Raw genomic sequence first — 23,054 nt, 5'->3', positions numbered from 1 at the left:
CTCAGAGATGGGAAACAGGCGGTGTCACGCCTGGTTGCAGGTAATGTTCGATACGCAGCAACTGGTCGGTCAGTAAAAGCTCGCGATTAAGACCAGTCACTGTTAAAAGTTGTTCACGACTTTGACAGATATCGTGAAGGATAGCGTGTAATGATGCGCCTGACAGGCTGTTCGCCAGCGTGTTAACCAGCGGCCAGACGTCCGGGTTGGTCAGTAGCGTTGCCCCTTGCTGGAGTTTGAGCGCATCCAGAAGTAAGGAAGCCAGCCAGTGCAGACGTTCCGCGGCCTGCTCGCCGTTAAGCGCAGGCAATAAACTTAGCCAGTCGCGGCTGGTGATGGAAGACTCAACGGCCCGGCAGAGCGCGTCTCGCTGTGACCAGACCTCTGGCTGCAGTAATGCCAGCGCCGCCGCGGGTGCACCGCTGCTCAGGCGCAACGCAGAGAGTGCCCCTTCCTGTGACGTTGTCACTTCTCGCTCAAGCCAGCTCAGCGCCCATGATTCCTGAGGCACCGCGAGGTGGTGAAGACGACAACGGCTGCGCAGCGTTGCCAGCAAACGCCCCGGGTCACGACAGGAGAGAAGGAACCACGTTTTCTCCGGCGGTTCTTCCAGCGTTTTAAGCAGCGCATTCGCCGCCGCCTCGGTAAGCTGTGCTGCGTCTTTGAGCCAGACGACTTTTGCGCCGCTGAGCCGCGCATGTTCGTACAATTTTTCACTGACTTCACGCACGGCATCAATACCGAGCGCGCTTTTGCCCTTCTCGGGCTCGAGCGTGTAATAGTCAGGGTGCGTGCCCGCCTGCATTAACTGGCAGCCACGGCATTTACCACAGCTTTTATGGCCTTGCGGCTGCTGACACATCAGGAAGCGGGTGATGGCGTAAATCAATGCATCATCCCCCATTCCCGGCAGTGCCTGAATCAGTAACGCATGATGCCCCCGACCAGCCTGATAGCTTTCGATCAGCTTTTCAAAATGCGGGCGCAACCATGGGTACCATTTCATGCCTGTTGCTCCTGTAGCCACTGCGTAACCGTCTTCTGAATTGCGCGGGTGACCTCTTCCAGGGATTGCGTCGCATCAATGGTGCGAATACTGCCATCCTGATCCGCCAGTTCCAGATAGCGCGCGCGGGTACGGTTAAAGAAATCAAGAGACTCCTGCTCAATGCGGTCCAGCTCACCGCGAGCACGGGCGCGCTTGAGACCCACTTCCGGCGTCACATCCAGATAGAGCGTCAGGTCAGGGCGAAAATCACCCAGCACCGCATCGCGCAGCGTGGCCAGCATCGTCTGGTCAATACCACGTCCACCGCCCTGATAAGCCTGGGTCGACAGATCGTGACGATCGCCAATTACCCATTTGCCATTAGCCAGGGCCGGTTTAATGACCGTCTCCACCAGCTGCACGCGCGCCGCGTAGAACATCAATACTTCGGCTTTATCAGTGATGACCTCGTCACCAACGGATTTGATATCCAGCACCAGGCTTCGCAGCTTTTCGGCCAGTTGCGTACCGCCGGGCTCGCGGGTAAATACCATGTCCGCAACGCCAAGCGATTTGAGCGTATCCACCACCACGTTGCGGGCCGTGGTTTTACCCGCCCCTTCGAGTCCCTCAATGACAATGTATTTACTGCGCATTTTTTTCCTTAAGTGCCTTCAGATAGTCCTGAACGGAGCGATTATGGCTGGCAAGGTTGGTGTTAAAGGTATGCCCCCCTTTTCCATCAGCCACAAAATAGAGATACGGTGTTTTAGCAGGATGCGCAGCCGCACGCAGGGAAGCCTCGCTCGGCGTGGCAATCGGGCCCGGCGGCAGACCGCTAATCACGTAGGTATTATACGCCGTTGGCGTCTCCAGATCTTTTCTTGAAATCTTACCGGTATAACTCTCGCCCATTCCGTAGATGACGGTGGGGTCCGTTTGCAGACGCATGCCGATACGCAGGCGGTTAATGAAGACCGATGCCACCTGATCGCGTTCGGCGGCGACGGCCGTCTCTTTCTCAATAATTGAGGCCATCGTGACAAACTGGTTTTGATCTTTGTATGGCAGACCGTCCATGCGCCCTTCCCAGGCGGAATCGACGGCTGCAACCATCTTTTTATGCGCCCGCTTGAGGATAGCCACATCGGTCGTGCCTGCGGTGTACATCCAGGTGTCTGGCCAGAACCAGCCTTCCACCCATTCAGGGTGTTCAAATTTCAGTACCTCGGCCACCGTCTGATAGCGGTCATCTTTCAGGGTATGCTTAATGTACGGAGCATCGCGCAGCTGCTCGAGATAATCGCTCAGGCGCATCCCCTCAACAAAACGCAGCGGGAACTGCGCTTCTTTACCGCTTTCCAGCAGCTGAAGCATCTCTTTGACGGTCATCCCCGGCGTAAAGCGATAGGTACCGGCTTTGAAATGAGACAGTTCAGGCTCGATACGTAACAGCCACTGAAACACGCGCGGACGGTTAATGATCTTGTCGCCATAAAGCTGTTCGCCAAGCGCCAGGCGGCCCGTCCCCGCTTTCAGGGTAAAAATCGTCTCGTCTTTAATCAGGATCTTACTGTTCGCCAGCTGACGAACTTTCCACACTCCCGCTCCGCCGGCAACACCCAGCGCAACGATAAGGAGGAGGACAAAGCGCAACATTTTCTTCATGACTATCGGGTTTGCTCACATATCGGGGCTAAAAACTGAAACAGCTCGCGCGAGGACAAGCTGTATTGACCATACGCGCGGACGGGTACAACCGGCATCAGCGCATTACAGATGATAATTTCATCAGCCTGGTGCAGCGCCTCTTCTCTCGCGCTCACTTCGACAACGCGAAAGCCAGAGTGTGCCAGCTGCTGCAAACAAAACTGACGCATAATCCCGTTGACGCCGGCCTGCTCGAGCGACGGCGTATAAACATCGCTCCCCTGCCGCCAGAGTAAATTAGCCGCACAGCATTCCGTAATAAACCCTTCGCTGTCAAGAACCAGCGCCTCATCAGCGTCCGTCTGTTCAAGATGAGTGCGAATCAGTACCTGTTCAAGGCGGTTGAGGTGTTTTATACCGGCAAGCATAGGGTTTCGCCCCAGACGTACCGGGCTGAGCGTCAGCGTAACGCCCTCTTCACGCCAGCGCAGATAATGAGCAGGACAGGCAGACACCGAAAGGATCCGCGTTGGGTGCTGGCAAGCTGTACCGCTGTATCCCCGGCCACCGCTGCCGCGGCTGATAATCACCTTCAGAACACCGCTTTGTTTCCCGGCCGCCAGTTGGCACATCTCCTGACGCAATGTGTCCCAGTGCGTGAAGGGGATCATCAAGGCTTCACAACCCTGCTGAAGACGACGAAGGTGCGCCTCGAGCAGGCAGACATTGCCGTCAAGAATGCGCGCTGTCGTAAAGCAGCCATCACCAAACTGAGTTGCCCTGTCACCAGCAGGCAGCGTGTTTTGCTCAAGGCCATTGATTAAAAACATGGTGGCTCCTTATGCGTGGGCATTTAGTCTGGCAGGATGCCATGCAGCCGACAAGAAGATTAGGCTTAATAAAAAAGGCCCGACAAGCGGACCTTTTTTAATCGCCATGATGCAGTCAGGCTCAGATCTTTTTGAAGATCAGTGAACCGTTAGTACCACCAAAGCCGAAGGAGTTACACAAAGTGTACTCCATACCACTTACCTGACGCGCTTCGTGAGGAACGAAGTCCAGGTCACAACCTTCATCCGGATTATCCAGGTTGATGGTTGGCGGAACAGCCTGATCGCGCAGCGCAAGGATAGAGTAGATAGACTCTACTGCACCCGCCGCACCCAACAGGTGACCGGTCATGGATTTCGTGGAGCTCACCAGCACGCGGCTGGCGTATTCGCCGAAGATAGACTTAACAGCCTGAGCTTCTGCTTTATCGCCTGCAGGCGTAGAAGTACCGTGCGCGTTAACGTAACCGATGTGCTCCGGGGTAAGACCCGCGTCGCGAATCGCGTTGGCCATTGCCTGCGCGGCGCCCGCACCATTTTCTGGTGGTGACGTCATGTGGTATGCATCGCTGCTCATCCCGAAGCCGACAACTTCAGCATAAATCTTCGCGCCACGTTTTTTAGCATGTTCGTACTCTTCAAGTACGATCATACCCGCACCGTCACCCAGCACGAAACCATCACGGTCTTTGTCCCACGGACGGCTTGCCGCCTGCGGGTTATCGTTGCGGGTAGACAGCGCACGCGCTGCACCAAAGCCACCCACTCCCAGCGGAGTACTGGCTTTTTCCGCACCGCCCGCAACCATAGCATCTGCATCGCCGTACGCAATCATGCGCGCGGCCTGGCCGATGTTATGCACGCCAGAGGTACATGCGGTAGCGATAGAAATGCTTGGCCCACGCAGGCCGAACATGATGGTCAGATGACCTGCCACCATATTAACAATCGTGGACGGAACGAAGAACGGGCTGATTTTTCGCGGGCCGCCATTCATCAGAGATGTATGGTTTTCCTCGATCAGACCCAGACCGCCAATCCCGGAACCGATAGCGGCACCGATACGGGTTGCGTTCTCTTCCGTAATTTCAAGGCCAGAATCCTGCATGGCCTGAACGCCAGCGACAATTCCATATTGAATGAAGGCATCCATCTTGCGCTGTTCTTTGCGCGAGATGATCTCTTCACAGTTAAAATCCTTTACTAAGCCAGCAAATTTCGTTGCATAGGCGCTAGTATCGAAATGGTCGATTAGGCTGATGCCGCTCTGACCGGCAAGGAGAGCTTTCCAGGTGGACTCTACGGTATTGCCGACAGGAGACAACATGCCAAGTCCGGTCACAACTACACGACGCTTAGACACGTTTGTCCTCCAGGGAGGGATAAAAAAGAGATTCGTGGGACAAAAAAGATAAAACTCAGGCGGTCGAATGACCGCCTGGAGATGTTCACTTACGCCTGGTGACCGTTGATGTAATCAATGGCAGCCTGAACGGTGGTGATCTTCTCAGCTTCTTCGTCCGGAATCTCAGTATCAAACTCTTCTTCCAGAGCCATTACCAGCTCAACGGTGTCAAGAGAATCTGCGCCCAGGTCTTCAACGAAGGAAGCGGAGTTCACAACTTCTTCCTGCTTAACGCCCAGCTGTTCGCCGATAATTTTCTTAACGCGTTCTTCGATAGTGCTCATACTCTTAAATTTCCTATCAAAACTCGCTTTCGCGATGGTTTTCGTAGTGTATAAAATGTTGAAAAATTTGCAACTAAATCCCGGCAGTTCTTACCACGATTTTACGTTATTTTGAGGCCATTCGCCCTAATAACGCAAATATTTTTCATCGTGATTAAACCATGTACATCCCGCCGTTGACGTGGAGGGTCTCACCAGTGATGTAACCCGCTTCGTCAGAGGCTAAAAATGCAACCGCGCTGGCAATTTCTTTAGGGTCGCCTAAGCGGCCCGCTGGAACAGCTGCCAGCGTACCCGCACGCTGCTCATCAGTTAGCGCACGCGTCATGTCCGTTTCAATAAAGCCCGGAGCAACAACGTTTACAGTAATACCGCGGGACGCAACTTCACGTGCCAGCGACTTACTGAAACCGATCAGACCTGCTTTCGCCGCAGCGTAGTTAGCCTGACCAGCATTTCCCATGGTACCAACCACAGAACCGACAGTGATAATACGACCATGACGCTTTTTCATCATAGCGCGCATTACCGCTTTTGACAGACGGAATACAGATGACAGGTTGGTTTCGATGATATCGTTCCACTCGTCGTCTTTCATTCGCATTAACAGGTTATCACGAGTGATCCCGGCATTATTTACCAGAATATCCACTTCGCCAAATTCTGCGCGAATATTTTCCAGAACAGATTCGATAGATGCAGGTTCGGTCACATTCAGAACCAGACCTTTACCGTTCGCACCCAGATACTCGCTGATGGCCTTAGCGCCATTCTCGCTGGTTGCTGTACCAATCACTTTCGCGCCGCGCGCAACCAGTGTTTCAGCAATTGCACGCCCGATACCGCGGCTTGCGCCAGTGACCAGGGCAATTTTTCCTTCAAAACTCATGGTATTCCTCTTTTATTGCGAGAGTGCCGCTGACATCGCGTCCGGCTCGTTAATTGCCGAAGCAGTCAGGGTGTCAACAATACGTTTTGTCAGACCGGTGAGGACTTTACCTGGGCCGACTTCATACAGATGCTCAACGCCCTGAGAGGCCATAAACTCAACGGTTTTGGTCCACTGTACCGGGCTGTAGAGCTGGCGAACCAGCGCATCACGGATAGCGTCCGGCGAGGTTTCACATTTCACATCGACGTTGTTCACAACGGAAATTGTCGGTGTGTTAAAAGTAATTTTTTCAAGCTCAACGGCCAGTTTATCGGCAGCAGGTTTCATCAGTGCGCAGTGGGACGGTACGCTGACGGGCAGCGGCAGAGCGCGCTTCGCCCCTGCAGCTTTACAGGCTGCACCAGCACGTTCAACCGCGTCTTTATGACCGGCGATAACCACCTGGCCTGGCGAGTTGAAGTTAACGGGAGACACCACCTGACCTTCAGCGGATTCTTCACACGCTTTTGCAATCGCAGCATCATCGAGGCCGATGATAGCAGACATGCCACCGGTGCCTTCAGGTACTGCTTCCTGCATGAACTTACCGCGCAGTTCAACCAGACGCACCGCGTCAGCAAACGCGATAACACCGGCACACACCAGCGCAGAGTATTCACCCAGGCTATGGCCCGCGAGCAGCGCTGGCGCTTTACCGCCCTGCTGCTGCCAGACACGCCACAGCGCAACGGACGCCGTCAACAGCGCTGGCTGAGTCTGCCAGGTTTTGTTCAGCTCTTCGGCCGGTCCCTGTTGGGTCAGCGCCCACAAATCATAACCCAGCGCAGCGGAAGCTTCACGGAAAGTCTCTTCGATAACCGGATACTTTGCTGCCATTTCAGACAACATCCCAACGGCCTGAGAACCCTGGCCCGGGAACACAAAAGCAAATTGCGTCATTATTTAATCCTTATACTAGAAACGAACCAGCGCGGAACCCCAGGTGAACCCGCCACCAAAGGCTTCAAGCAAGACCAACTGGCCCCGTTTGATTCGTCCGTCACGTACCGCTTCATCAAATGCGCACGGTACTGACGCCGCAGAGGTGTTGCCGTGACGATCCAGCGTCACCACAACGTTATCCATCGACATGCCCAGCTTTTTAGCGGTCGCGCTGATGATGCGCAGGTTCGCCTGATGCGGCACCAGCCAGTCGAGTGCGGAGCGGTCAAGGTTATTCGCTTCCAGCGTTTCATCGACAATGTGCGCAAGCTCAGTCACCGCCACCTTGAACACCTCATTACCGGCCATCGTCAGGTAAATAGCGTTATCCGGATTAACGCGATCGGCGTTAGGCAGGGTCAGTAATTCGCCGTAGCTGCCATCGGCATGCAGATGCGTAGAGATGATGCCCGGCTCTTCGGACTGACCGAGCAGTACCGCGCCCGCACCATCACCAAAAATAATGATCGTCCCGCGATCGGTTGGATCGCAGGTACGTGCCAGCACGTCAGCACCGATGACCAGCGCATATTTCACGGCACCGGATTTAACATACTGATCGGCAACGCTCAGCGCATAGGTGAACCCTGCGCACGCTGCGGCAACGTCAAATGCCGGGCAGCCTTTAATGCCGAGCATGTTTTGCACCTGGCACGCTGCGCTTGGGAAGGCATGCGTGGCAGAGGTCGTGGCAACCACGATCAAGCCAATCTGATCTTTATCAATGCCCGCCATTTCGATAGCACGCTGCGCGGCTTCGTAACCCATGGTCGAAACGGTTTCGTCTGGCGCGGCAATACGACGTTCACGGATACCTGTGCGCGTGACAATCCACTCGTCAGACGTATCTACCATTTTTTCAAGATCGGCGTTGGTACGCACGTGTTTTGGCAGGTAGCTGCCGGTACCTAAAATCTTCGTATACATGTACGCTCAGTCACTTTTAGCTAATACAGATTCCAGGCGAGCGGCAATCCGCTGAGGGACTTGTCGCTGCACCGCCTGCACTGCCTGTTCAATGGCGACAGTAAATGCTCGCTGATTGGCGGCACCATGACTCTTAATCACGATGCCGCGCAATCCTAACAGACAGGCGCCATTATACTGGTCGGGGTTGAGGTGACTGAATCGCCGCGTCAGGCTTTTTTGTAACCAACGCTTTAATAAAATCAACCACCAGGCGCTTTTTTTGCCTTCTCCCTGCGATTTAAGCAGTGAGAGAAACATTCGCACGACCCCTTCCATGGTCTTCAACGTTACGTTCCCGGTGAAGCCATCACACACCAGAACATCCGTTTTCCCCGTCAGCAACTCATTGGCTTCGAGATAACCAATATAGTTGATGGAGGGAACCTGTTTGAGCAATTCGGCAGCTTCGCGAATACTGTCCAGGCCTTTGGTCTCTTCTTCACCGATGTTCAATAACGCAACACGGGGATTGTTTATCCCGACCACTTCTTCTGCCAGCACCGACCCCATCACGGCAAACTGAGCCAGCATTGTACTATCACAATCGACGTTAGCACCCAAATCGAGCACCACGGTCTTGCCCTTCTGCTGATGCGGTAATACCGTCACCAGCGCCGGACGCTCAATACCTTCAATAGGTTTGAGCAACAATTTCGACAGCCCCATCAGCGCGCCGGTATTTCCCGCACTGACGCAAGCCTCCGCGCGTCCTTCCTTCACCAGCTCCAGCGCCATTCGCATAGAACTGCCCCGGCTATTGCGAATCGCCTGCGATGGACGTGCATCACTGGCAATAACTGACTGCGCAGGAATAATCTGCAGACGCGAACGTTGTTCGAAGTCAGCTTTTGCAAGTAATGGCGTGATTGTGTCGGGATTGCCGACTAAAAGAAGTGTGAGTTGCGAATTAGAATTCAGTGCCTGCAAAGCTGCAGGCACTGTCACGGAAGGGCCAAAATCCCCTCCCATGACATCTAACGCCAGGGTTAGACGTGTCAAGGTATCGTCACAGCCTGGTTCGGTAAATTCCCCGTTTGCACGGGGAAATCCTCACTAAGCCTAATCACGCTGACGCGTGATTACTTAGTGATAACCTTGCGGCCGCGGTAGAAACCGTCAGCGGTGATGTGGTGACGCAGGTGTTTCTCACCAGAAGTCTTGTCTACAGACAGGCTGGTAACTGCAGTCAGCGCGTCATGGGAACGACGCATGCCACGTTTGGAACGGGTTGGTTTATTCTGTTGTACGGCCATGGACCTTACTCCTCAATTACTTACGCTTTAAGCTGGCTAATACGGCAAATGGGTTTGGTTTTTGCGCTTCATCAGGCAGTTCCCCAAAGACCATGTCCGCCTCGGACACTTCACAGTGTTCAGATTCATGCACCGGAACGACTGGCAAGGAGAGGATGATTTCATCTTCAACCAGAGCCAGAAGATCGATTTCACCGAATTCATTAACTTCAATCGGTTCATACGCTTCCGGGAGTGCTTCAGCCTGTTCGTCAGAACGGACCGGACTGAAACAATACGTTGTGTGAACATGCTGTACAAACGGTTTCCCGCAACGCTGACATTCGAGGGTTACCGTCACCTTTGCATCACCGGTTAAAACGGCGAGACGCTGGTTATCGATAGCGAACGACATGGAGCATTCTACATCACTGTCCACACTGACTACGGATTCGGCGACACGCTCAGCCTGATCGGAAGTATAAATACCTTCGTAATCGAGGCGTTTTTGAGCCGTGCGAACCGGATCAAGAGTCAGGGGTAATTTTACCTTTTGCATAGGGCGCGCATATTAACTTTGTAACGTCATATAGTCAAAGAAAAAGGCAACCACAGCTGCCTTTTGCCAATTATTCGCACACATTGCGGCCTGTAGTTTAAAATGGCTGGCATCGATACGCTATATCTGGTGATAAAAATATGCCAAATCTCGTTCTTGCCTCCACCTCACCCTACCGCCGAATGTTGCTGGAAAAGCTCGGGATCCCGTTTGAATGCGCGGCGCCGGAAGTTGACGAGACGCCGCAGCCGGGCGAATCACCGCGTCACCTGGTCACCCGTCTTGCGAAGGAGAAAGCGCAATCACTTGCCGCACGCTACCCTTCGCATTTGATTATAGGCTCCGATCAGGTTTGTGTGCTGGACGGTGTTATCACCGGAAAGCCGCACACTGAAGCGAATGCCTGCCAGCAGCTTATGCAAGCGCGGGGCAATATCGTCACCTTTTATACGGGTCTGGCACTCTACAACTCCGCCTCGGGTCACCTGCAAACCGAATGCGAACCTTTCGACGTCCATTTTCGCCATCTTAGTGAGCAGGAAATCGCCGACTATGTGCGTCGGGAGCGACCGCTCAATTGCGCCGGAAGCTTCAAAAGTGAAGGTCTGGGGATTGCCCTGTTCGACAAGCTGGACGGACGTGACCCGAACACGCTGGTCGGGTTGCCGCTGATAGCATTGTGCCAGATGCTCAGACGCGAGGAGTGTAATCCGCTGAAGATGTGAGTGTTAGGGTGATGCATCACTTACCGGCAAGGGAGACCTCAGGCCGGTAAGTGCCAGCCAAATCAGCCGCGCAGCACCTTCAGGCAGCATTTTAACTGCTCATCAAGAGGGGCTTCAATGCGAATTGTTTCGCCGGTATTCGGGTGAGTGAACGTCAGTGCCGCCGCATGCAGGAACAGGCGTGACAACCCGGTGCCCGCCAGCTGCTTATCAAACTCCCTGTCACCATAGCGGTCATCAAATGCGATCGGATGACCGGCATACTGCGTATGTACGCGGATCTGGTGGGTACGACCGGTTACCGGGCTGCAGCGCACCAGCGTGGCGAACGCATAGCGCTCTTCCACTTTGAAACGCGTCTCAGACGGCTTCCCTTCCTGATTCACACGGACAATGCGCTCACCGCTTTGCAAAATATTCTTCAGCAAAGGTGCCTGCACCGCCTTAACGTGGGACTGCCAGTGGCCGCGAACCAGCGCCAGATAATCCTTCTGCATCCCTTTTTCACGCAGCTGCTCATGCAGGGAACGCAGGGCAGAACGTTTTTTTGCGACCAGCAGCACGCCGGAGGTATCGCGATCGAGACGGTGAACCAGTTCAAGGAAACGGGCTTCAGGGCGCAGCGCACGCAGGCCTTCAATCACGCCAAAGCTGAGACCACTCCCGCCATGGACAGCGGTACCTGACGGTTTATTCAGCACCAGGATATGATCATCCTCATAAAGGATAACGTCACTCAGGGCGGCCACTTTCTGCAACCTGGGTGAAACGACCTCTTCTTCGCGTTCCGCAACACGGACCGGCGGGATACGCACTTCATCACCGGCTTCGAGTTTGTACTCAGGCTTCACGCGTTTTTTGTTAACCCGCACTTCACCCTTGCGCAGGATGCGGTAAATCATGCTCTTTGGCACGCCTTTGAGTTGGGTGCGCAAAAAGTTATCGATACGTTGCCCCGCGTCGTCTTCCGCGATGGCAACCATTTTTACGGCTGGAGTCTCTGTTTTCATGGTTGGCGATTCTAAATATCGTCAGCCATTAGCGCCACTCATTTTTCTATGCTTATATTTACTTTTATCCGGCCTGTCCCCTGTTTCACGCAATCGATTTGGTGGTTATTAAACCAATCACCGCCTTGAAGTGAAGAAACTGTGAGTAACCGGGTGATAATTGGTAAAAGTCATCTTGCTATAACCCGGCGAGCAGTGGAATAATGAACTCGTTTTCCGTGTTAAATCCTGGTTAAGTAAGGATCTCGACGGAATGACCAATTTTGTCTGACCGATCATCCACGCAGCAATGGCGTAAGACGTATTGATCTTTCAGGCAGTTAGCGGGCTGCGGGTTGCAGTACTTCCCGGTATAAGGATTGTTCTCTGGAGAGTTCTACCCAGGCAATTCCCCTGATAATTGCGCTGTGTTTCCGTATGAAATACAGGCAACCGACACTCTGCGCCTCTTAAGCGAGCGACAACCGTGAGGTTGGCGACGTGAATAGACACGAGGCCATCGGTTCATACCCCGGAAAGCGTCACCTTGCCCGCAGCTTTGTCGTCAATGTAAGAATAACGAGTAAGTTACGATGAAAAGAATGTTAATCAACGCAACTCAGCAAGAAGAGTTGCGTGTCGCCCTTGTGGATGGGCAGCGCCTGTACGATCTGGATATCGAAAGTCCTGGACACGAACAGAAAAAAGCGAACATTTACAAAGGTAAAATCACCCGCATTGAACCAAGCCTTGAAGCTGCATTTGTCGATTACGGTGCTGAGCGTCACGGTTTCCTCCCTCTGAAAGAAATCGCCCGCGAATATTTCCCTGCAAACTATAACTCCCATGGCCGCCCAAACATCAAAGATGTGCTGCGTGAAGGTCAGGAAGTCATTGTTCAGATTGATAAAGAAGAGCGTGGCAACAAAGGTGCCGCACTGACCACCTTTATCAGTCTTGCGGGAAGTTACCTGGTCCTGATGCCAAACAACCCGCGTGCCGGTGGTATCTCTCGCCGCATCGAAGGTGATGACCGTACCGAGCTGAAAGAAGCGCTGGCAAGTCTTGAGCTGCCTGACGGCATGGGGCTTATCGTGCGTACCGCAGGCGTCGGCAAATCTGCCGAAGCGCTGCAGTGGGACTTAAGCTTCCGTCTGAAGCACTGGGAAGCAATCCAGAAAGCGGCAGAAAGCCGCGCAGCGCCGTTCCTGATTCACCAAGAAAGCAACGTGATTGTGCGTGCCTTCCGTGACTACCTGCGTCAGGACATCGGTGAGATTCTGATCGATAACCCGAAAGTGCTTGAGCTGGCGCGCCAGCACATTGCTGCGCTGGGTCGACCGGATTTCACCAGCAAAATCAAACTGTACACCGGTGAAATCCCGCTGTTCAGCCATTATCAGATCGAATCGCAGATTGAATCCGCTTTCCAGCGTGAAGTGCGTCTGCCATCCGGTGGTTCTATCGTTATTGATACGACCGAAGCCCTGACCGCCATCGACATCAACTCCGCACGTGCTACGCGCGGCGGTGATATCGAAGAGACCGCCTTCAACACCAACCTTGAAGCCGCTGATGAAATCGCCCGCCAGCTCCGCCTGCGCGACCTGGGTGGTCTGATTGTTATCGACTTTATCGACATGACCCCTGTTCGCCACCAGCGTGCGGTTGAAAACCGTCTGCGCGAAGCGGTACGTCAGGATCGTGCTCGTATCCAGATTAGCCATATCTCACGCTTCGGCTTGCTGGAGATGTCCCGTCAGCGTCTGAGCCCTTCACTCGGTGAATCCAGCCATCACGTCTGTCCGCGCTGCTCCGGTACCGGTACCGTTCGTGATAACGAATCTCTGTCCCTCTCTATTCTGCGTCTGATTGAAGAAGAAGCGCTGAAAGAGAACACCAAAGAGGTTCATGCCATTGTTCCCGTGCCAATTGCGTCCTACCTGCTGAACGAAAAACGTGCAGCCGTCAGCGCAATTGAATCACGCCAGGGCGATGTTCGCTGCATCATCGTGCCTAACGATCAGATGGAAACTCCGCACTACCACGTGCTGCGTGTCCGTAAGGGTGAAGAGACCAGCACGCTCAGCTATCTGCTGCCTAAGCTGCATGAAGAAGAGATGGCGCTGCCTTCCGATGAAGAACCTGCCGAGCGCAAACTGCCGGAGCAGCCAGCCTTAGCGACCTTCATCATGCCTGAAGCTCCGCCAGAAACGGCGCTGGAAAAACCTGTGACCAAACCGGTTGCGCAAAAACCAGAAGCCGTTGCGGTCAAAGCCCAGCCAGAACAACCGGGTCTGCTGAGCCGCCTCTTCGGTGCGCTGAAGAAGATGTTTGCAGGCGAAGAAGTCCAGCAGCCTGAGCAACCGAAAGAAGCACCGAAAGAAGCGAAACCTGAACGCCAGCAGGACCGTCGTAAACGTCAGAACAACCGCCGTGACCGTAACGATCGTAATGACCGTAACGAACGCCGTGACAACCGTTCGGACAATAATGAGGGTCGTGAGCAACGCGAAGACAACCGTCGCAACCGTCGCGAGAAGCAACCGCAGAATGTTGAAGATCGTGAAATTCGCCAGCAGGCGGGCGATGAGTCAGAGAAGAGCAAACAGCGCGACGAGCAGCAGCCACGCCGTGAGCGTAGCCGTCGCCGTAACGACGAGAAGCGCCAGGCGCAGCAGGAAGTCAAAAACCTGAACCGCGAAGAGCCTGTTGAACAGCAGGATAGCGAGCAGGAAGAACGTACTCAGGTTATGCCGCGTCGTAAGCAGCGCCAGCTGTCACAGAAAGTGCGTGTAGGTGCCCTGCCGGTGGAAGAGACCGTCATCGTCCCTGCAGAAGCAAGTGAGACTGCACCAGGCACTCAACTGGCGAAAGTGGATCTGCCAGCCGTCGTCGAAAACAACGCTGAGCAAGACGATAACGGTGAAGGCCGTGATAACGCGGGTATGCCACGTCGTTCACGCCGTTCTCCGCGTCACCTGCGCGTCAGCGGTCAACGTCGTCGTCGTTATCGCGATGAGCGTTACCCGACACAGTCGCCAATGCCATTAACCGTAGCGTGCGCGTCTCCTGAAATGGCATCCGGTAAAGTCTGGATCCGCTACCCGGTTGCTCGTCAGGAGCAGGTTGTGGAAGAACAGGCTGTCACCGAAGAGGTGATTGCCCCGGTAGCCGCAACTGAAGAAGCGGTAAATGAAGCCGCTATCGTAGTTGAGCCACAGGCCGTTGAGTCAGAAGCGCCTCATGCAGTAGACGTTGAAACCACGCACCCAGAAGTGATTGCCGCGCCGGTTGACGCCGCACCGCAGCTTATTGCTGAAGAAGACACCGTGGTCGCTGAAGACGTTGTTGCTGAGGTTCAGCCAGCAGCAGCGGTAGAAGAGACCCTGGACGTGGTTGTCGAAACCGTGACTGAAGACGTGGTTCAGGACGTTGAAATTGACGTCGAACCAGTGCGTGAAGCCGCGAAAGCAGAAGAGCCAGAAGTGAAAGCCGAGCCGGTAATCACCGCTCCGGCCCCTGCTCACGTTGCGACAGCCCCGATGACTCGCGCACCAGCGCCGGAATATGTGCCGGAAGCGCCGCGTCACAGTGACTGGGTCCGCCCTGCGTTCAACTTTGACGGTAAAGGCTCTGCCGGTGGCCACAGTGCAACGCATCAGGCGACGGCACCGGCTACCCGTCCGCAGTCTGTTGAGTAACGACACATAGCGTAAAAAGCCGACCTTCGGGTCGGCTTTTTTATTGCTCGCGTGCCGGCTTTCTCATACCCGCAATGTCCGGCATCACCCTCTTCATCATCTCCAGAAAACGGCGTAAACGCGCCGGATAATAACGCGACCACGGATAAACCAGATGAACCGGGAGCGCGGCGGGCTGCCACTGTGGAAGCAAATGCACTAAGCGCCCTTCCTGGATATCCTGCTTGACCGTCCAGCTTGAAACCATCGCCACCCCTAACCCTGTCAGGGCGGTATTGCGCGCAACATGCAGACTATCCGTGCTTAACCGTGGCGCAATGGAGATACGTTTTACCTGCGAAAGATCATCCCACAACTCCACATGTCGCTGATAGAACGTGCTGATGGCAATCCAGGGAAGCGCCTGCAGATCCTCCGGTGTGTGAACCGGCGCAAACTGGTTCAGCAGCGCAGGCGAAGCCACCACACAGCGTGGCACTTCCGCCAGCAGCACGGAGACGGTTGCCGGATCCACCTCTGCGCCAACTCGAATAGCACAATCCAGATTGTCGCTCAGAAAATCCACCGACTTATCGTTGAGCATCCACTCCACCGACAGCTGAGGATAACGCTGCAAAAACTCCGTTAACGGTCTCAGGAGCTGATCCTGCCCAAAGGCGTGCGGTGCACGTACCCGTAACACCCCAACCGGCTCGTCCTCCGTCTGGCCGATTTCATCTTCCAGTGCCAGCCAGCTATCAATGACCCGCCGGGCATGTTGATAGCAGCGCTCGCCGTCATCGGTAAGTTTTGTTGCATGGGTGGTTCGCAATAAAAGCCGTACCCCCAGCAGCGTTTCCAGAGACTGAAGGCGGCGGCTCACCGTGGCCTGGCTCGTCGCAAGCAGTCTTGCCGCCCCGGATAGCGATCCGCTTTCCACAATACGAACAAATGTGCGCATGAGTTCCACCCTGTCTATACGCTCATCTCGCTTCATCATTTTCCCTGCTATACGCCAAACGTATAAGCGTTTTACCACCAGGCCCTCTACCGTCGCAAGGCGTAGTGATAAAAAATAGCGGCACACTATGAGTGAGGAACGTCTTATGAACACAACAACTGCTCCCCATGCCGCCAGTCGCTGGGTGATTTTTATGCTGGCTCTGGGGGCTGGCTTTAGCGTCGCATCCATTTACTACGCGCAACCGCTGCTGCCGCTGATAGGCGCCGACCTTCATCTTAGTATTGAAGGGATGGGGCTGGTCCCGACGCTGACCCAGGCAGGCTACGCGCTCGGTATTCTTTTTCTGTTGCCACTTGGCGATCGTCACGACCGCAGGACGTTAATCCTGATAAAAAGCGCCGCCCTGGCACTGTTTATGCTGGGCTGCAGCCTGACCGGGCAGCAGCACTCACTGCTGCTGGCAAGCCTGCTGATTGGCATGGCCGCGACCATGGCACAGGATATCGTTCCCGCAGCGGCTATCCTCGCCCCCGAAGGGAAGCAGGGGAAAACCGTGGGAACCGTGATGACAGGGTTGCTGATGGGTATCTTGCTGTCGCGAACCGTCAGCGGTGTGGTGGGGGAAGCTTTTGGCTGGCGCGTCATGTATCAGCTGGCCGCTGTAAGCATCGCATTTATTGGAGCGGTGATGTGGCGGGTACTCCCGCGTTTTGCCATTCACTCCACGCTGAGTTATCCCGCCCTGATGCGCTCAATGGAACATCTGTGGCGTCGTTATCCGGCTCTGCGTCGTGCAGCACTGGCACAGGGTTTTCTGTCGATTGCTTTTAGTGCCTTCTGGTCAACGCTGGCGGTTATGCTGCTGGAGCGCTATCACCTGGGGAGCGCCGTCGCGGGTGGTTATGGTATTGCCGGGGCCGCGGGGGCCTTAGCCGCCCCGCTGGCGGGAGGTCTGGCGGACAAGCTGGGCGCCGGAAAAGTCACGCAGCTTGGCGCGGCACTGGTTACCGTCTCGTTTGCCCTGATGTTCCTGATGCCCGCGCTGGGTCTTCATGGACAACTGATTCTGATTGCTGTCTCAGCCATCGGGTTTGATCTGGGCCTGCAGTCCAGTCTGGTGGCGCACCAGAATCTGGTCTATAGCCTTGAGCCTCAGGCCAGGGGGCGTCTTAACGCCCTGCTCTTTACGGTGGTCTTTATCGGCATGGCGTTGGGTTCGGCAGCGGGGAGTAAAATCTACACGCTGGCTGGCTGGACGGGCGTGGTTGCCCTGGCAACGGTATGCGGTGTCATTGCGCTGGCAATACGTCTGATTGAAAGTGCACGCGTCGCCTCCGCACCGGCAGAAATCGCGTAAAAAAATGCCCAATCCACACGGATTGGGCAGTAAAACATGCCCAGTTTCAAGACATGTTCCAAGAGGTCAAGATGTTATCTGTTCAGCTGGAACAGGGACATGCCCTGCATATCGCTAAACGCTTTATAAGATGCCTGCAGCGCGGCCTGCTGCATGGTGTAAGAGGAGATCGCTGCGTTCCAGTCCACATCAACCAGGTCGCTCATCTGCTTAGTCTGGCCCAGTGCACGATCGTCACCAAGGTTATCCAGCTTTTCAAGCTCGTTCATCTTGGTACCTACATCAGCAGCGACAGTAAGAATGTTGTTCTGGGTATTTGTGATGCCGGTTTGAGCATCAGAAATGATTTTCCCCTGTGCTTCAGCTGCAGCAGAGTCGGTATCGACGGGAACCTTAAGCGCGGTAATCGCCGTATCGAGGATCTTGAACATGTTCGTCTCGCCATACCCGCCACCAGGCAGTTCTTTGGCGTTACTGGTGATGCTTTCGAAGATCTGCTGACCCGTGTGGCTAATGACCATATTACGCGCGGTATCAACCTGCTGCGAAATAGCCTCAGTACCGCCTTTGTAATCACCGGTAACGGAATCAAACGGTGGCACTTCAGTCTTAAAGCCGGCAAAGATAAACCGACCATTACCATCCGCGGTGTTTGCGAGGTTCATCAATTGGTCGCGAATACCTTGCAAATCGCTCGCCAGCGACAGGCGATCGTCATCACTTAAGGTTGCGTTTCCGGCATAGACTAATTTCTCTTTAGCACTGGTGATGGCTGCAGTGACCTGGTTAAGCACATTATCTTCGAGAGAAACTTTTTGTGATGCGAACGATCTTGCCAACGCAAACTGGCTATTTTGTGACTGTGATTGTGACAGAACAATAGCCTGCGACGCCGCGATAGGATCGTCCGACGGACGATTGACACGCTTGCCGGTGGACATTTGCTCACCATAACTCAACCACTTGCTCTGGGAATCGGTGATCCCGCGCATGTTTTGGTCGTACATCATCTGGGTGCTAATACGCATGTTTCACCTCAGCCTTAGCGAATATTAATGATTGCATCAAAGAGCGAGCTGGCAGTTTGTAGAACCTGCGCATTAGCGAGGTAATACTGCTGATAGCGCTGCAAATTGCCGTACTCTTCGTCAAGGTTTACCCCTGAGATCGACTGCTGCTGTTTGGTTAACTGCGTCGCCACATTCGCTTTCGTTTCGCTGCTGGTTTTCAGTGCCGCTGTTGAGCTACCAACGGTACTGACGAGGGAAGCATAAGCATCATTGAAAGACTTATTCCCGCCGACAAGCTTGCTATTTTGCAGATCCAGCAATTTTTGACCGTTGCGGTTGTCACTTTCGCCACCGGCGCTTGTCGATGCCATCGCCAGTTTGGACTCATCATTAAACTTGAGTTCCATGTTTACGATGACATCAGAAACGGGCTTCACAACAAAACTGTCTTTGTTATTCGCGGTACCGCTCACGTTGACATTCAGGCCGTCGAAAGACAGATTGCCGCTCGCATCCGGACTCATCGTGAAACTGGTCTTATCCGACGTACGCGTAATGGTCCAGTCGGTTCCGTTGAACTGCAGCTTATAATCGGTTGCCTGGACTTTAGTACTGTCAGCCACGGAGGCTGTCAGCGCGGCGGTACCTGAATTCTTGCTGTTGGACACAACCGCAGGCGAGCCAAAGTCAAAGAGCTTGCCGCCAGCATCGCCGTTAGCATCAAAACCCGCTTCATGCTGCTTGTTCATCGCGTCAGCAAAGGCCAGCGCCATCTGGTTAAGGTTATTACGCGCTTTATCCAGATCTTCAGAGCGGAAGGTGAGTAAACCGCCAAGGGTGCCGGTGGTAATCAGCTTCTCAGGAATTTCGATATTGCCTGTAACATCATCGGTATAGGCCAGCGTTGTACGGGTTGGGTCTGCGCTGGATTTCACCGCAGCCAGCTGGTTCGCTTTGCTCCCCTGTACCAGGCTGTAACCGGTGCCAAATGAGACGTTATACGTGCCGCCATCCTGCACAGAAACTTCAACACCGACAATTTTATTCAGTTCGCTCACCAGCTGATCGCGTTGATCGAGCAGGTCATTTGGTGATGAGCCAGCACCCACGCCGGTCAGACGGGAAATCTGATCGTTCAGGTTCGCAATCTGTTTGGCGTAGTTATTAATTTGATCGACGCTGGCAGAAATCGCGGTATTCACCTGAGAATCCTGATCGCGAAGATACTGATCGTTGGTTTTAAACTGATTGACCAGGCCATCCGCTTTGCCCAGCACCGTCTGGCGCGCAGCCGGATCTTCCGCGTTACTCACCAGCGTCTGCAGACTTTTGAAGAAGTCCTGCAGCGTGGTAGAGAGCGAGTTGGTGGTATCCGAGAGCACATCGTCGATTTTTGACATCTGCTGATAGCGCGTAGTCAGGCCGCTGCTCTGGGTCTGCGCGGCGCGCAGCTGGTTGGTAATGAATGCATCATACTCACGCTGGACACCGGAGACATAAACCCCGTTACCTACCCAGCCACCGCCGGTCAGCGTGCTGTTTGACGCGCCCAGCACGGTCGTCTGGCGGGTATAACCTGCCACGTTATAGCTTGAAATATTATTACTGACGGTATTGAGTGCCGACTGCGCAGCACTGAGGCCACTCATGGCACTGTTAATCAAACTGGACATGGGGGTTCCTTTTATACGTTCAGACACGAGTCCTGATGAAGGTTATCGGCAGCCTCCACCGGGACTTGAGAACTTTCAGAACAGATTTTCGATATCTGTGCTATAGGCTTTACTGACCTTCTCGCCCATCGATTTCAGCTGCTGAATCATACTGGTGAGCTTACGCGCATAGTTCGGATCGGTGGCGTAGCCCGCGTTCTGCAGTGCCTGAGCGCCCTGCTCCGCGGTTGCCGCCTGTGTAACGGCGGTGTAACGCGGATTTCGGCTCAACAGGCCCACATAGTCGGATAAGGCTTCCAGATAGGAGCTATAGACGCGGAATTTGGCTTTAACCTTCACCGCCGCACCGTTTTCATATTCAGTGGTGGTGATCTCGGTGGTCGGCCCCTTCCAGCTCGACGTGGCCTTCACGCCGAAGATGTTAAAGCTCGGATCGCCGTTTTCTTTACGGATCTGCCGCTGACCCCAGCCGGACTCCAGCGCCGCCTGCGCGAGGATCAGGTGGTGAGGCACGCCGCTCTGTTCACTGGCAAGACGTGCCGGCAGCGAGAGCTGCGCCAGGAAGTCTTTGCTGTCGCCAGAAAGTGGCTCATCGCTGGTACTCGTGGCCTTCGGTATGGCTTTGCGCACCATCTGCGTCAGGGCCTGATTCTGATAACTGGTCACCGTTTGCAGGTCGAACTTCATCGGCACCTGCTGTGGCTTATCATCCGGCTGGATGCCCTGCGCGGCTTCGGTCTGTTTGACAATCATATCAGCCAGACCGAGGCCTTTCCCGACGGTCATCTGCTGCGCAATCTGCTGGTCATACATGCTGGTGTAAAGACGGGTTGAATCACTGCTGAACATCCCGTCTTTCGGCAGGGTTTCACGCATGCTTTTCAGCATCATCTGTACAAACATCCCTTCCACCTGGCGGGCGACCGGGCGGATATTCGCCGCCGGGTCCTTACCTGCTTTAGTTTTCAGTTCGTTGAGCGACTGGGCATCCCAGGCAGCACCGGTCAACAGCTTGCTATCGGTCAGCATCAGATAATTTCCAGTTTGGCGCGCAGACAGCCCGCGCTTTGCATGGATTGCAGAATCGACATCAGATCCATCGGCGTCGCCCCCAGGGCATTCAGGGCCCGAACCACGCTATTGAGGTTCGCGCTGGAGCGTACGCTCTGCAGCGACCCACCGCTCTGGCGCAAATCAATCTGCGTTTGTGGCGTCACCACGGTCTGGCCACCCCCGAACGGGGTATCAGGCTGACTGACGTTGGCGGAGCGGTTAACCGTCACGGAGAGGTTACCCTGCGCCACGGCACAGCTGTCGAGCGACACTTCGCGGTTCATCACGACCGAACCGGTGCGCGAGTTGATAATCACTTTGGCATCCTGAACCGGAACATTCACTTCCATATTCTGGATATCAGCCAGCATACGGACCTGGTTGCTGCTGCCGGTAGAAGTGCGGATCTGCACGGTACGGGCATCCAGCGCCGTGGCGCTGCCGTAGCCGCGGCTGCGGTTGATGGTGTCGGCAATCTGCTGCGCCATCGTGAAGTCTTCATTATTCAGCTGCAGGTTAATGGTGTTGCCTGCGCCAAACTGGGTCGGCAGTTCACGCTCAATGATTGCACCATTGGTGATACGCCCGCCGTTCAGCTGGTTCACCTGCACACTGCTGCCGCCCGCAGACGCGCCGGCACCGCCGACCAGAATGTTCCCCTGCGCCAGCGCATAAACCTGGCTGTCGACCCCTTTCAGCGGAGTCATCAGCAGCGTGCCGCCACGCAGGCTTTTGGCGTTACCCATTGACGAGACCACGACATCAATCGTCTGCCCCTGGCGCGCGAACGCAGGATAGGAGGCGGTGACCATGACCGCGGCCACGTTTTTCAGCTGCATGTTGGTTCCCGCCGGTACGGTAATACCGAGCTGGGAAAGCATGTTGTTCAAACTTTGAGTCGTGAATGGCGTCTGGGTGGTCTGGTCGCCCGTTCCGTCCAGACCCACCACCAGGCCATAGCCAATCAGCGAGTTTTCGCGTACGCCCTGAACGCTGGTGAGATCGCGAATACGGTCAGCCTGGGCAAACGTTGCCACCAGCGCCAGCGCCACGGCGAAGATCGATTTAAACATGGGTCACCTCGCTTACATCGGCGATAAGTTAAGGAAGAAACGCTGCAGCCAACCCATATTTTGCGCTTCATTGATGTAGCCGTTACCGACGTACTCGATGCGCGCATCCGCCACCTGGGTGGACGGAACGGTGTTGGTGCCGCTGATGGTGCGAGGATTAACCACGCCCGAGAAACGAATGAACTCAGTGCCCTGATTGATGGCGATCTGTTTTTCACCCACAACGTGTAAATTGCCGTTAACCAGCACCTGGTCAACCGTCACCGTCAGCGTGCCGCTAAAGGTATTGCTGGCATTCGCGCCACCTTTACCGTTAAAGGTATTGCCGCCAGAGGCCTCGACATCAGCACGCGCATTGCCGAACAGGCCCTGCAGATAGCGTGGAACGGTATCGAAACCGAAATTGGTTTTGCCATCGCGGCTGGCATTCGCCGACGAGCTCTTGCTCGCGCTGACGTTTTCCTGCAGCACAATGGTCAACGTATCGCCGACATTACGCGGGCGGCGATCTTCAAACAGCGGTTGATAGCCATAATTGATTGGCTGCGCGGTCTGGAAAATGGAGCCGTTCACCACTGGCGCCGGGCCAGGAACGGGTTGGGCGGTAGTCGCACCCTGCACTAAAGGTTTAGACGGGATCAAGGCACACCCGCTGAGGGTGACAGCCAGAACAGTCAGTATCGGATAACGAAACGCCGCGTTTTTTTGCATTGCCTTCATCTTCGAAAACAGGGAGC

22 protein-coding genes are annotated in these 23,054 nt (G+C 54.7%); 3 read left to right on the top strand and 19 right to left on the bottom strand.

Annotated features, from left to right (window positions below; genetic code table 11):
* Position 1: 1 nt before the first annotated feature.
* From holB to yceD, 12 genes are all read right to left on the bottom strand, one after another.
* Positions 2–1,006, bottom strand: coding sequence for a DNA polymerase III subunit delta' (holB, locus tag QMG44_RS04760; protein ID WP_086532688.1), 1,005 nt, complete (start codon positions 1,004–1,006; stop codon positions 2–4).
* Entirely contained in the window at positions 1,003–1,644 is a 642-nt protein-coding gene (tmk, locus tag QMG44_RS04755; protein ID WP_014169579.1) for a dTMP kinase, read from the bottom strand. Before tmk ends, holB begins: the two co-directional genes overlap by 4 nt.
* Positions 1,634–2,656, bottom strand: coding sequence for a cell division protein YceG (yceG, locus tag QMG44_RS04750; protein WP_014169578.1), 1,023 nt, complete (start codon positions 2,654–2,656; stop codon positions 1,634–1,636). The genes tmk and yceG overlap by 11 nt, the downstream gene beginning before the upstream one ends.
* A 2-nt stretch (positions 2,657–2,658) precedes the next feature.
* Entirely contained in the window at positions 2,659–3,468 is an 810-nt protein-coding gene (gene pabC, locus QMG44_RS04745) for an aminodeoxychorismate lyase (protein WP_047744338.1), read from the bottom strand.
* Positions 3,469–3,589: 121 nt separating this feature from the next.
* Entirely contained in the window at positions 3,590–4,831 is a 1,242-nt protein-coding gene (gene fabF, locus QMG44_RS04740) for a beta-ketoacyl-ACP synthase II (protein ID WP_014169576.1), read from the bottom strand.
* Positions 4,832–4,920: 89 nt separating this feature from the next.
* Positions 4,921–5,157, bottom strand: a complete 237-nt coding sequence (gene acpP / locus QMG44_RS04735; protein WP_003857954.1) for an acyl carrier protein — start codon at positions 5,155–5,157, stop codon at positions 4,921–4,923.
* Between the two features lie 154 nt (positions 5,158–5,311).
* A complete protein-coding gene (gene fabG, locus QMG44_RS04730; RefSeq protein ID WP_014169575.1) occupies positions 5,312–6,046 on the bottom strand; it encodes a 3-oxoacyl-ACP reductase FabG in 735 nt (244 codons plus the stop codon).
* A gap of 12 nt (positions 6,047–6,058) precedes the next feature.
* Positions 6,059–6,988 (bottom strand): ACP S-malonyltransferase, encoded by a 930-nt coding sequence (fabD, locus tag QMG44_RS04725; protein ID WP_014169574.1) that lies wholly within the window; start codon positions 6,986–6,988, stop codon positions 6,059–6,061.
* Between the two features lie 15 nt (positions 6,989–7,003).
* The gene (locus tag QMG44_RS04720) at positions 7,004–7,957 is read right to left on the bottom strand and encodes a beta-ketoacyl-ACP synthase III (protein WP_014169572.1); all 954 of its coding nucleotides are present in this window, start codon (positions 7,955–7,957) and stop codon (positions 7,004–7,006) included.
* A 6-nt stretch (positions 7,958–7,963) separates the two neighbouring features.
* Positions 7,964–8,998: a phosphate acyltransferase PlsX gene (gene plsX / locus QMG44_RS04715; RefSeq protein WP_014169571.1), complete on the bottom strand. Its 1,035-nt coding sequence runs from the start codon at positions 8,996–8,998 to the stop codon at positions 7,964–7,966.
* Between the two features lie 80 nt (positions 8,999–9,078).
* The gene (gene rpmF, locus QMG44_RS04710; protein WP_003857964.1) at positions 9,079–9,252 is read right to left on the bottom strand and encodes a 50S ribosomal protein L32; all 174 of its coding nucleotides are present in this window, start codon (positions 9,250–9,252) and stop codon (positions 9,079–9,081) included.
* A 16-nt stretch (positions 9,253–9,268) separates the two neighbouring features.
* Positions 9,269–9,790, bottom strand: a complete 522-nt coding sequence (gene yceD, locus QMG44_RS04705; RefSeq protein WP_014169570.1) for a 23S rRNA accumulation protein YceD — start codon at positions 9,788–9,790, stop codon at positions 9,269–9,271.
* 140 nt (positions 9,791–9,930) lie between these two features.
* On the opposite strand from yceD, the gene QMG44_RS04700 reads away from it, so the two are divergent.
* Positions 9,931–10,515, top strand: a complete 585-nt coding sequence (locus tag QMG44_RS04700; RefSeq protein ID WP_032677877.1) for a nucleoside triphosphate pyrophosphatase — start codon at positions 9,931–9,933, stop codon at positions 10,513–10,515.
* Between the two features lie 62 nt (positions 10,516–10,577).
* Here QMG44_RS04700 and rluC read toward each other — a convergent pair whose 3' ends face one another.
* Complete coding sequence (gene rluC, locus QMG44_RS04695) at positions 10,578–11,525, bottom strand: 23S rRNA pseudouridine(955/2504/2580) synthase RluC (protein ID WP_086532689.1); 948 nt, start codon at positions 11,523–11,525, stop codon at positions 10,578–10,580.
* A gap of 572 nt (positions 11,526–12,097) precedes the next feature.
* On the opposite strand from rluC, the gene rne reads away from it, so the two are divergent.
* Entirely contained in the window at positions 12,098–15,208 is a 3,111-nt protein-coding gene (gene rne, locus QMG44_RS04690) for a ribonuclease E (protein ID WP_086532690.1), read from the top strand.
* 40 nt (positions 15,209–15,248) lie between these two features.
* Here the strand turns inward: rne and QMG44_RS04685 are convergent, their stop codons facing one another.
* The gene (locus tag QMG44_RS04685; protein WP_207622573.1) at positions 15,249–16,184 is read right to left on the bottom strand and encodes a LysR family transcriptional regulator; all 936 of its coding nucleotides are present in this window, start codon (positions 16,182–16,184) and stop codon (positions 15,249–15,251) included.
* A 109-nt stretch (positions 16,185–16,293) separates the two neighbouring features.
* Here QMG44_RS04685 and QMG44_RS04680 point away from each other — a divergent pair, with 109 nt between their 5' ends.
* Positions 16,294–17,508: an MFS transporter gene (locus QMG44_RS04680; protein ID WP_086532692.1), complete on the top strand. Its 1,215-nt coding sequence runs from the start codon at positions 16,294–16,296 to the stop codon at positions 17,506–17,508.
* A gap of 74 nt (positions 17,509–17,582) precedes the next feature.
* Here the strand turns inward: QMG44_RS04680 and flgL are convergent, their stop codons facing one another.
* The 5 genes from flgL to flgH all read right to left on the bottom strand — a co-directional run bounded on the left by flgL (position 17,583) and on the right by flgH (position 23,028).
* Positions 17,583–18,536 carry a flagellar hook-associated protein FlgL gene (gene flgL, locus QMG44_RS04675; protein ID WP_014169564.1) on the bottom strand — a complete coding sequence of 318 codons (954 nt, stop codon included), beginning with the start codon at positions 18,534–18,536 and terminating at the stop codon, positions 17,583–17,585.
* 14 nt (positions 18,537–18,550) lie between these two features.
* On the bottom strand, positions 18,551–20,191 hold the full coding sequence (gene flgK, locus QMG44_RS04670; RefSeq protein WP_049022670.1) for a flagellar hook-associated protein FlgK: 1,641 nt from the start codon (positions 20,189–20,191) through the stop codon (positions 18,551–18,553).
* 75 nt (positions 20,192–20,266) lie between these two features.
* Positions 20,267–21,220, bottom strand: coding sequence for a flagellar assembly peptidoglycan hydrolase FlgJ (gene flgJ, locus QMG44_RS04665; protein ID WP_086532693.1), 954 nt, complete (start codon positions 21,218–21,220; stop codon positions 20,267–20,269).
* Complete coding sequence (locus QMG44_RS04660) at positions 21,220–22,317, bottom strand: flagellar basal body P-ring protein FlgI (RefSeq protein WP_014169561.1); 1,098 nt, start codon at positions 22,315–22,317, stop codon at positions 21,220–21,222. The genes flgJ and QMG44_RS04660 overlap by 1 nt, the downstream gene beginning before the upstream one ends.
* 12 nt (positions 22,318–22,329) lie before the next feature.
* Positions 22,330–23,028: a flagellar basal body L-ring protein FlgH gene (gene flgH / locus QMG44_RS04655; RefSeq protein WP_023311139.1), complete on the bottom strand. Its 699-nt coding sequence runs from the start codon at positions 23,026–23,028 to the stop codon at positions 22,330–22,332.
* Positions 23,029–23,054: the final 26 nt, after the last annotated feature.

It is taken from the genome of Enterobacter sp. 200527-13 (genome assembly GCF_027924865.1).
GTDB classification, from domain to species: Bacteria; Pseudomonadota; Gammaproteobacteria; order Enterobacterales; family Enterobacteriaceae; genus Enterobacter; species Enterobacter ludwigii.
The sequence above is the reverse complement of the archived record's forward strand: the minus strand, read 5'-3'. Positions and strand labels throughout refer to the sequence as shown.

Bases quoted from the DNA above. Each gene is read 5' to 3' on its own strand.
- holB (WP_086532688.1), bottom strand. From the start codon at position 1,006: ATGAAATGGTACCCATGGTTGCGCCCGCATTTTGAAAAGCTGATCGAA.
- tmk (WP_014169579.1), bottom strand. From the start codon at position 1,644: ATGCGCAGTAAATACATTGTCATTGAGGGACTCGAAGGGGCGGGTAAA.
- yceG (WP_014169578.1), bottom strand. From the start codon at position 2,656: ATGAAGAAAATGTTGCGCTTTGTCCTCCTCCTTATCGTTGCGCTGGGT.
- pabC (WP_047744338.1), bottom strand. From the start codon at position 3,468: ATGTTTTTAATCAATGGCCTTGAGCAAAACACGCTGCCTGCTGGTGAC.
- acpP (WP_003857954.1), bottom strand. From the start codon at position 5,157: ATGAGCACTATCGAAGAACGCGTTAAGAAAATTATCGGCGAACAGCTG.
- fabG (WP_014169575.1), bottom strand. From the start codon at position 6,046: ATGAGTTTTGAAGGAAAAATTGCCCTGGTCACTGGCGCAAGCCGCGGT.
- fabD (WP_014169574.1), bottom strand. From the start codon at position 6,988: ATGACGCAATTTGCTTTTGTGTTCCCGGGCCAGGGTTCTCAGGCCGTT.
- QMG44_RS04720 (WP_014169572.1), bottom strand. From the start codon at position 7,957: ATGTATACGAAGATTTTAGGTACCGGCAGCTACCTGCCAAAACACGTG.
- rpmF (WP_003857964.1), bottom strand. From the start codon at position 9,252: ATGGCCGTACAACAGAATAAACCAACCCGTTCCAAACGTGGCATGCGT.
- yceD (WP_014169570.1), bottom strand. From the start codon at position 9,790: ATGCAAAAGGTAAAATTACCCCTGACTCTTGATCCGGTTCGCACGGCT.
- QMG44_RS04700 (WP_032677877.1), top strand. From the start codon at position 9,931: ATGCCAAATCTCGTTCTTGCCTCCACCTCACCCTACCGCCGAATGTTG.
- rluC (WP_086532689.1), bottom strand. From the start codon at position 11,525: ATGAAAACAGAGACTCCAGCCGTAAAAATGGTTGCCATCGCGGAAGAC.
- rne (WP_086532690.1), top strand. From the start codon at position 12,098: ATGAAAAGAATGTTAATCAACGCAACTCAGCAAGAAGAGTTGCGTGTC.
- QMG44_RS04685 (WP_207622573.1), bottom strand. From the start codon at position 16,184: ATGAAGCGAGATGAGCGTATAGACAGGGTGGAACTCATGCGCACATTT.
- QMG44_RS04680 (WP_086532692.1), top strand. From the start codon at position 16,294: ATGAACACAACAACTGCTCCCCATGCCGCCAGTCGCTGGGTGATTTTT.
- flgL (WP_014169564.1), bottom strand. From the start codon at position 18,536: ATGCGTATTAGCACCCAGATGATGTACGACCAAAACATGCGCGGGATC.
- flgK (WP_049022670.1), bottom strand. From the start codon at position 20,191: ATGTCCAGTTTGATTAACAGTGCCATGAGTGGCCTCAGTGCTGCGCAG.
- flgJ (WP_086532693.1), bottom strand. From the start codon at position 21,220: ATGCTGACCGATAGCAAGCTGTTGACCGGTGCTGCCTGGGATGCCCAG.
- QMG44_RS04660 (WP_014169561.1), bottom strand. From the start codon at position 22,317: ATGTTTAAATCGATCTTCGCCGTGGCGCTGGCGCTGGTGGCAACGTTT.
- flgH (WP_023311139.1), bottom strand. From the start codon at position 23,028: ATGCAAAAAAACGCGGCGTTTCGTTATCCGATACTGACTGTTCTGGCT.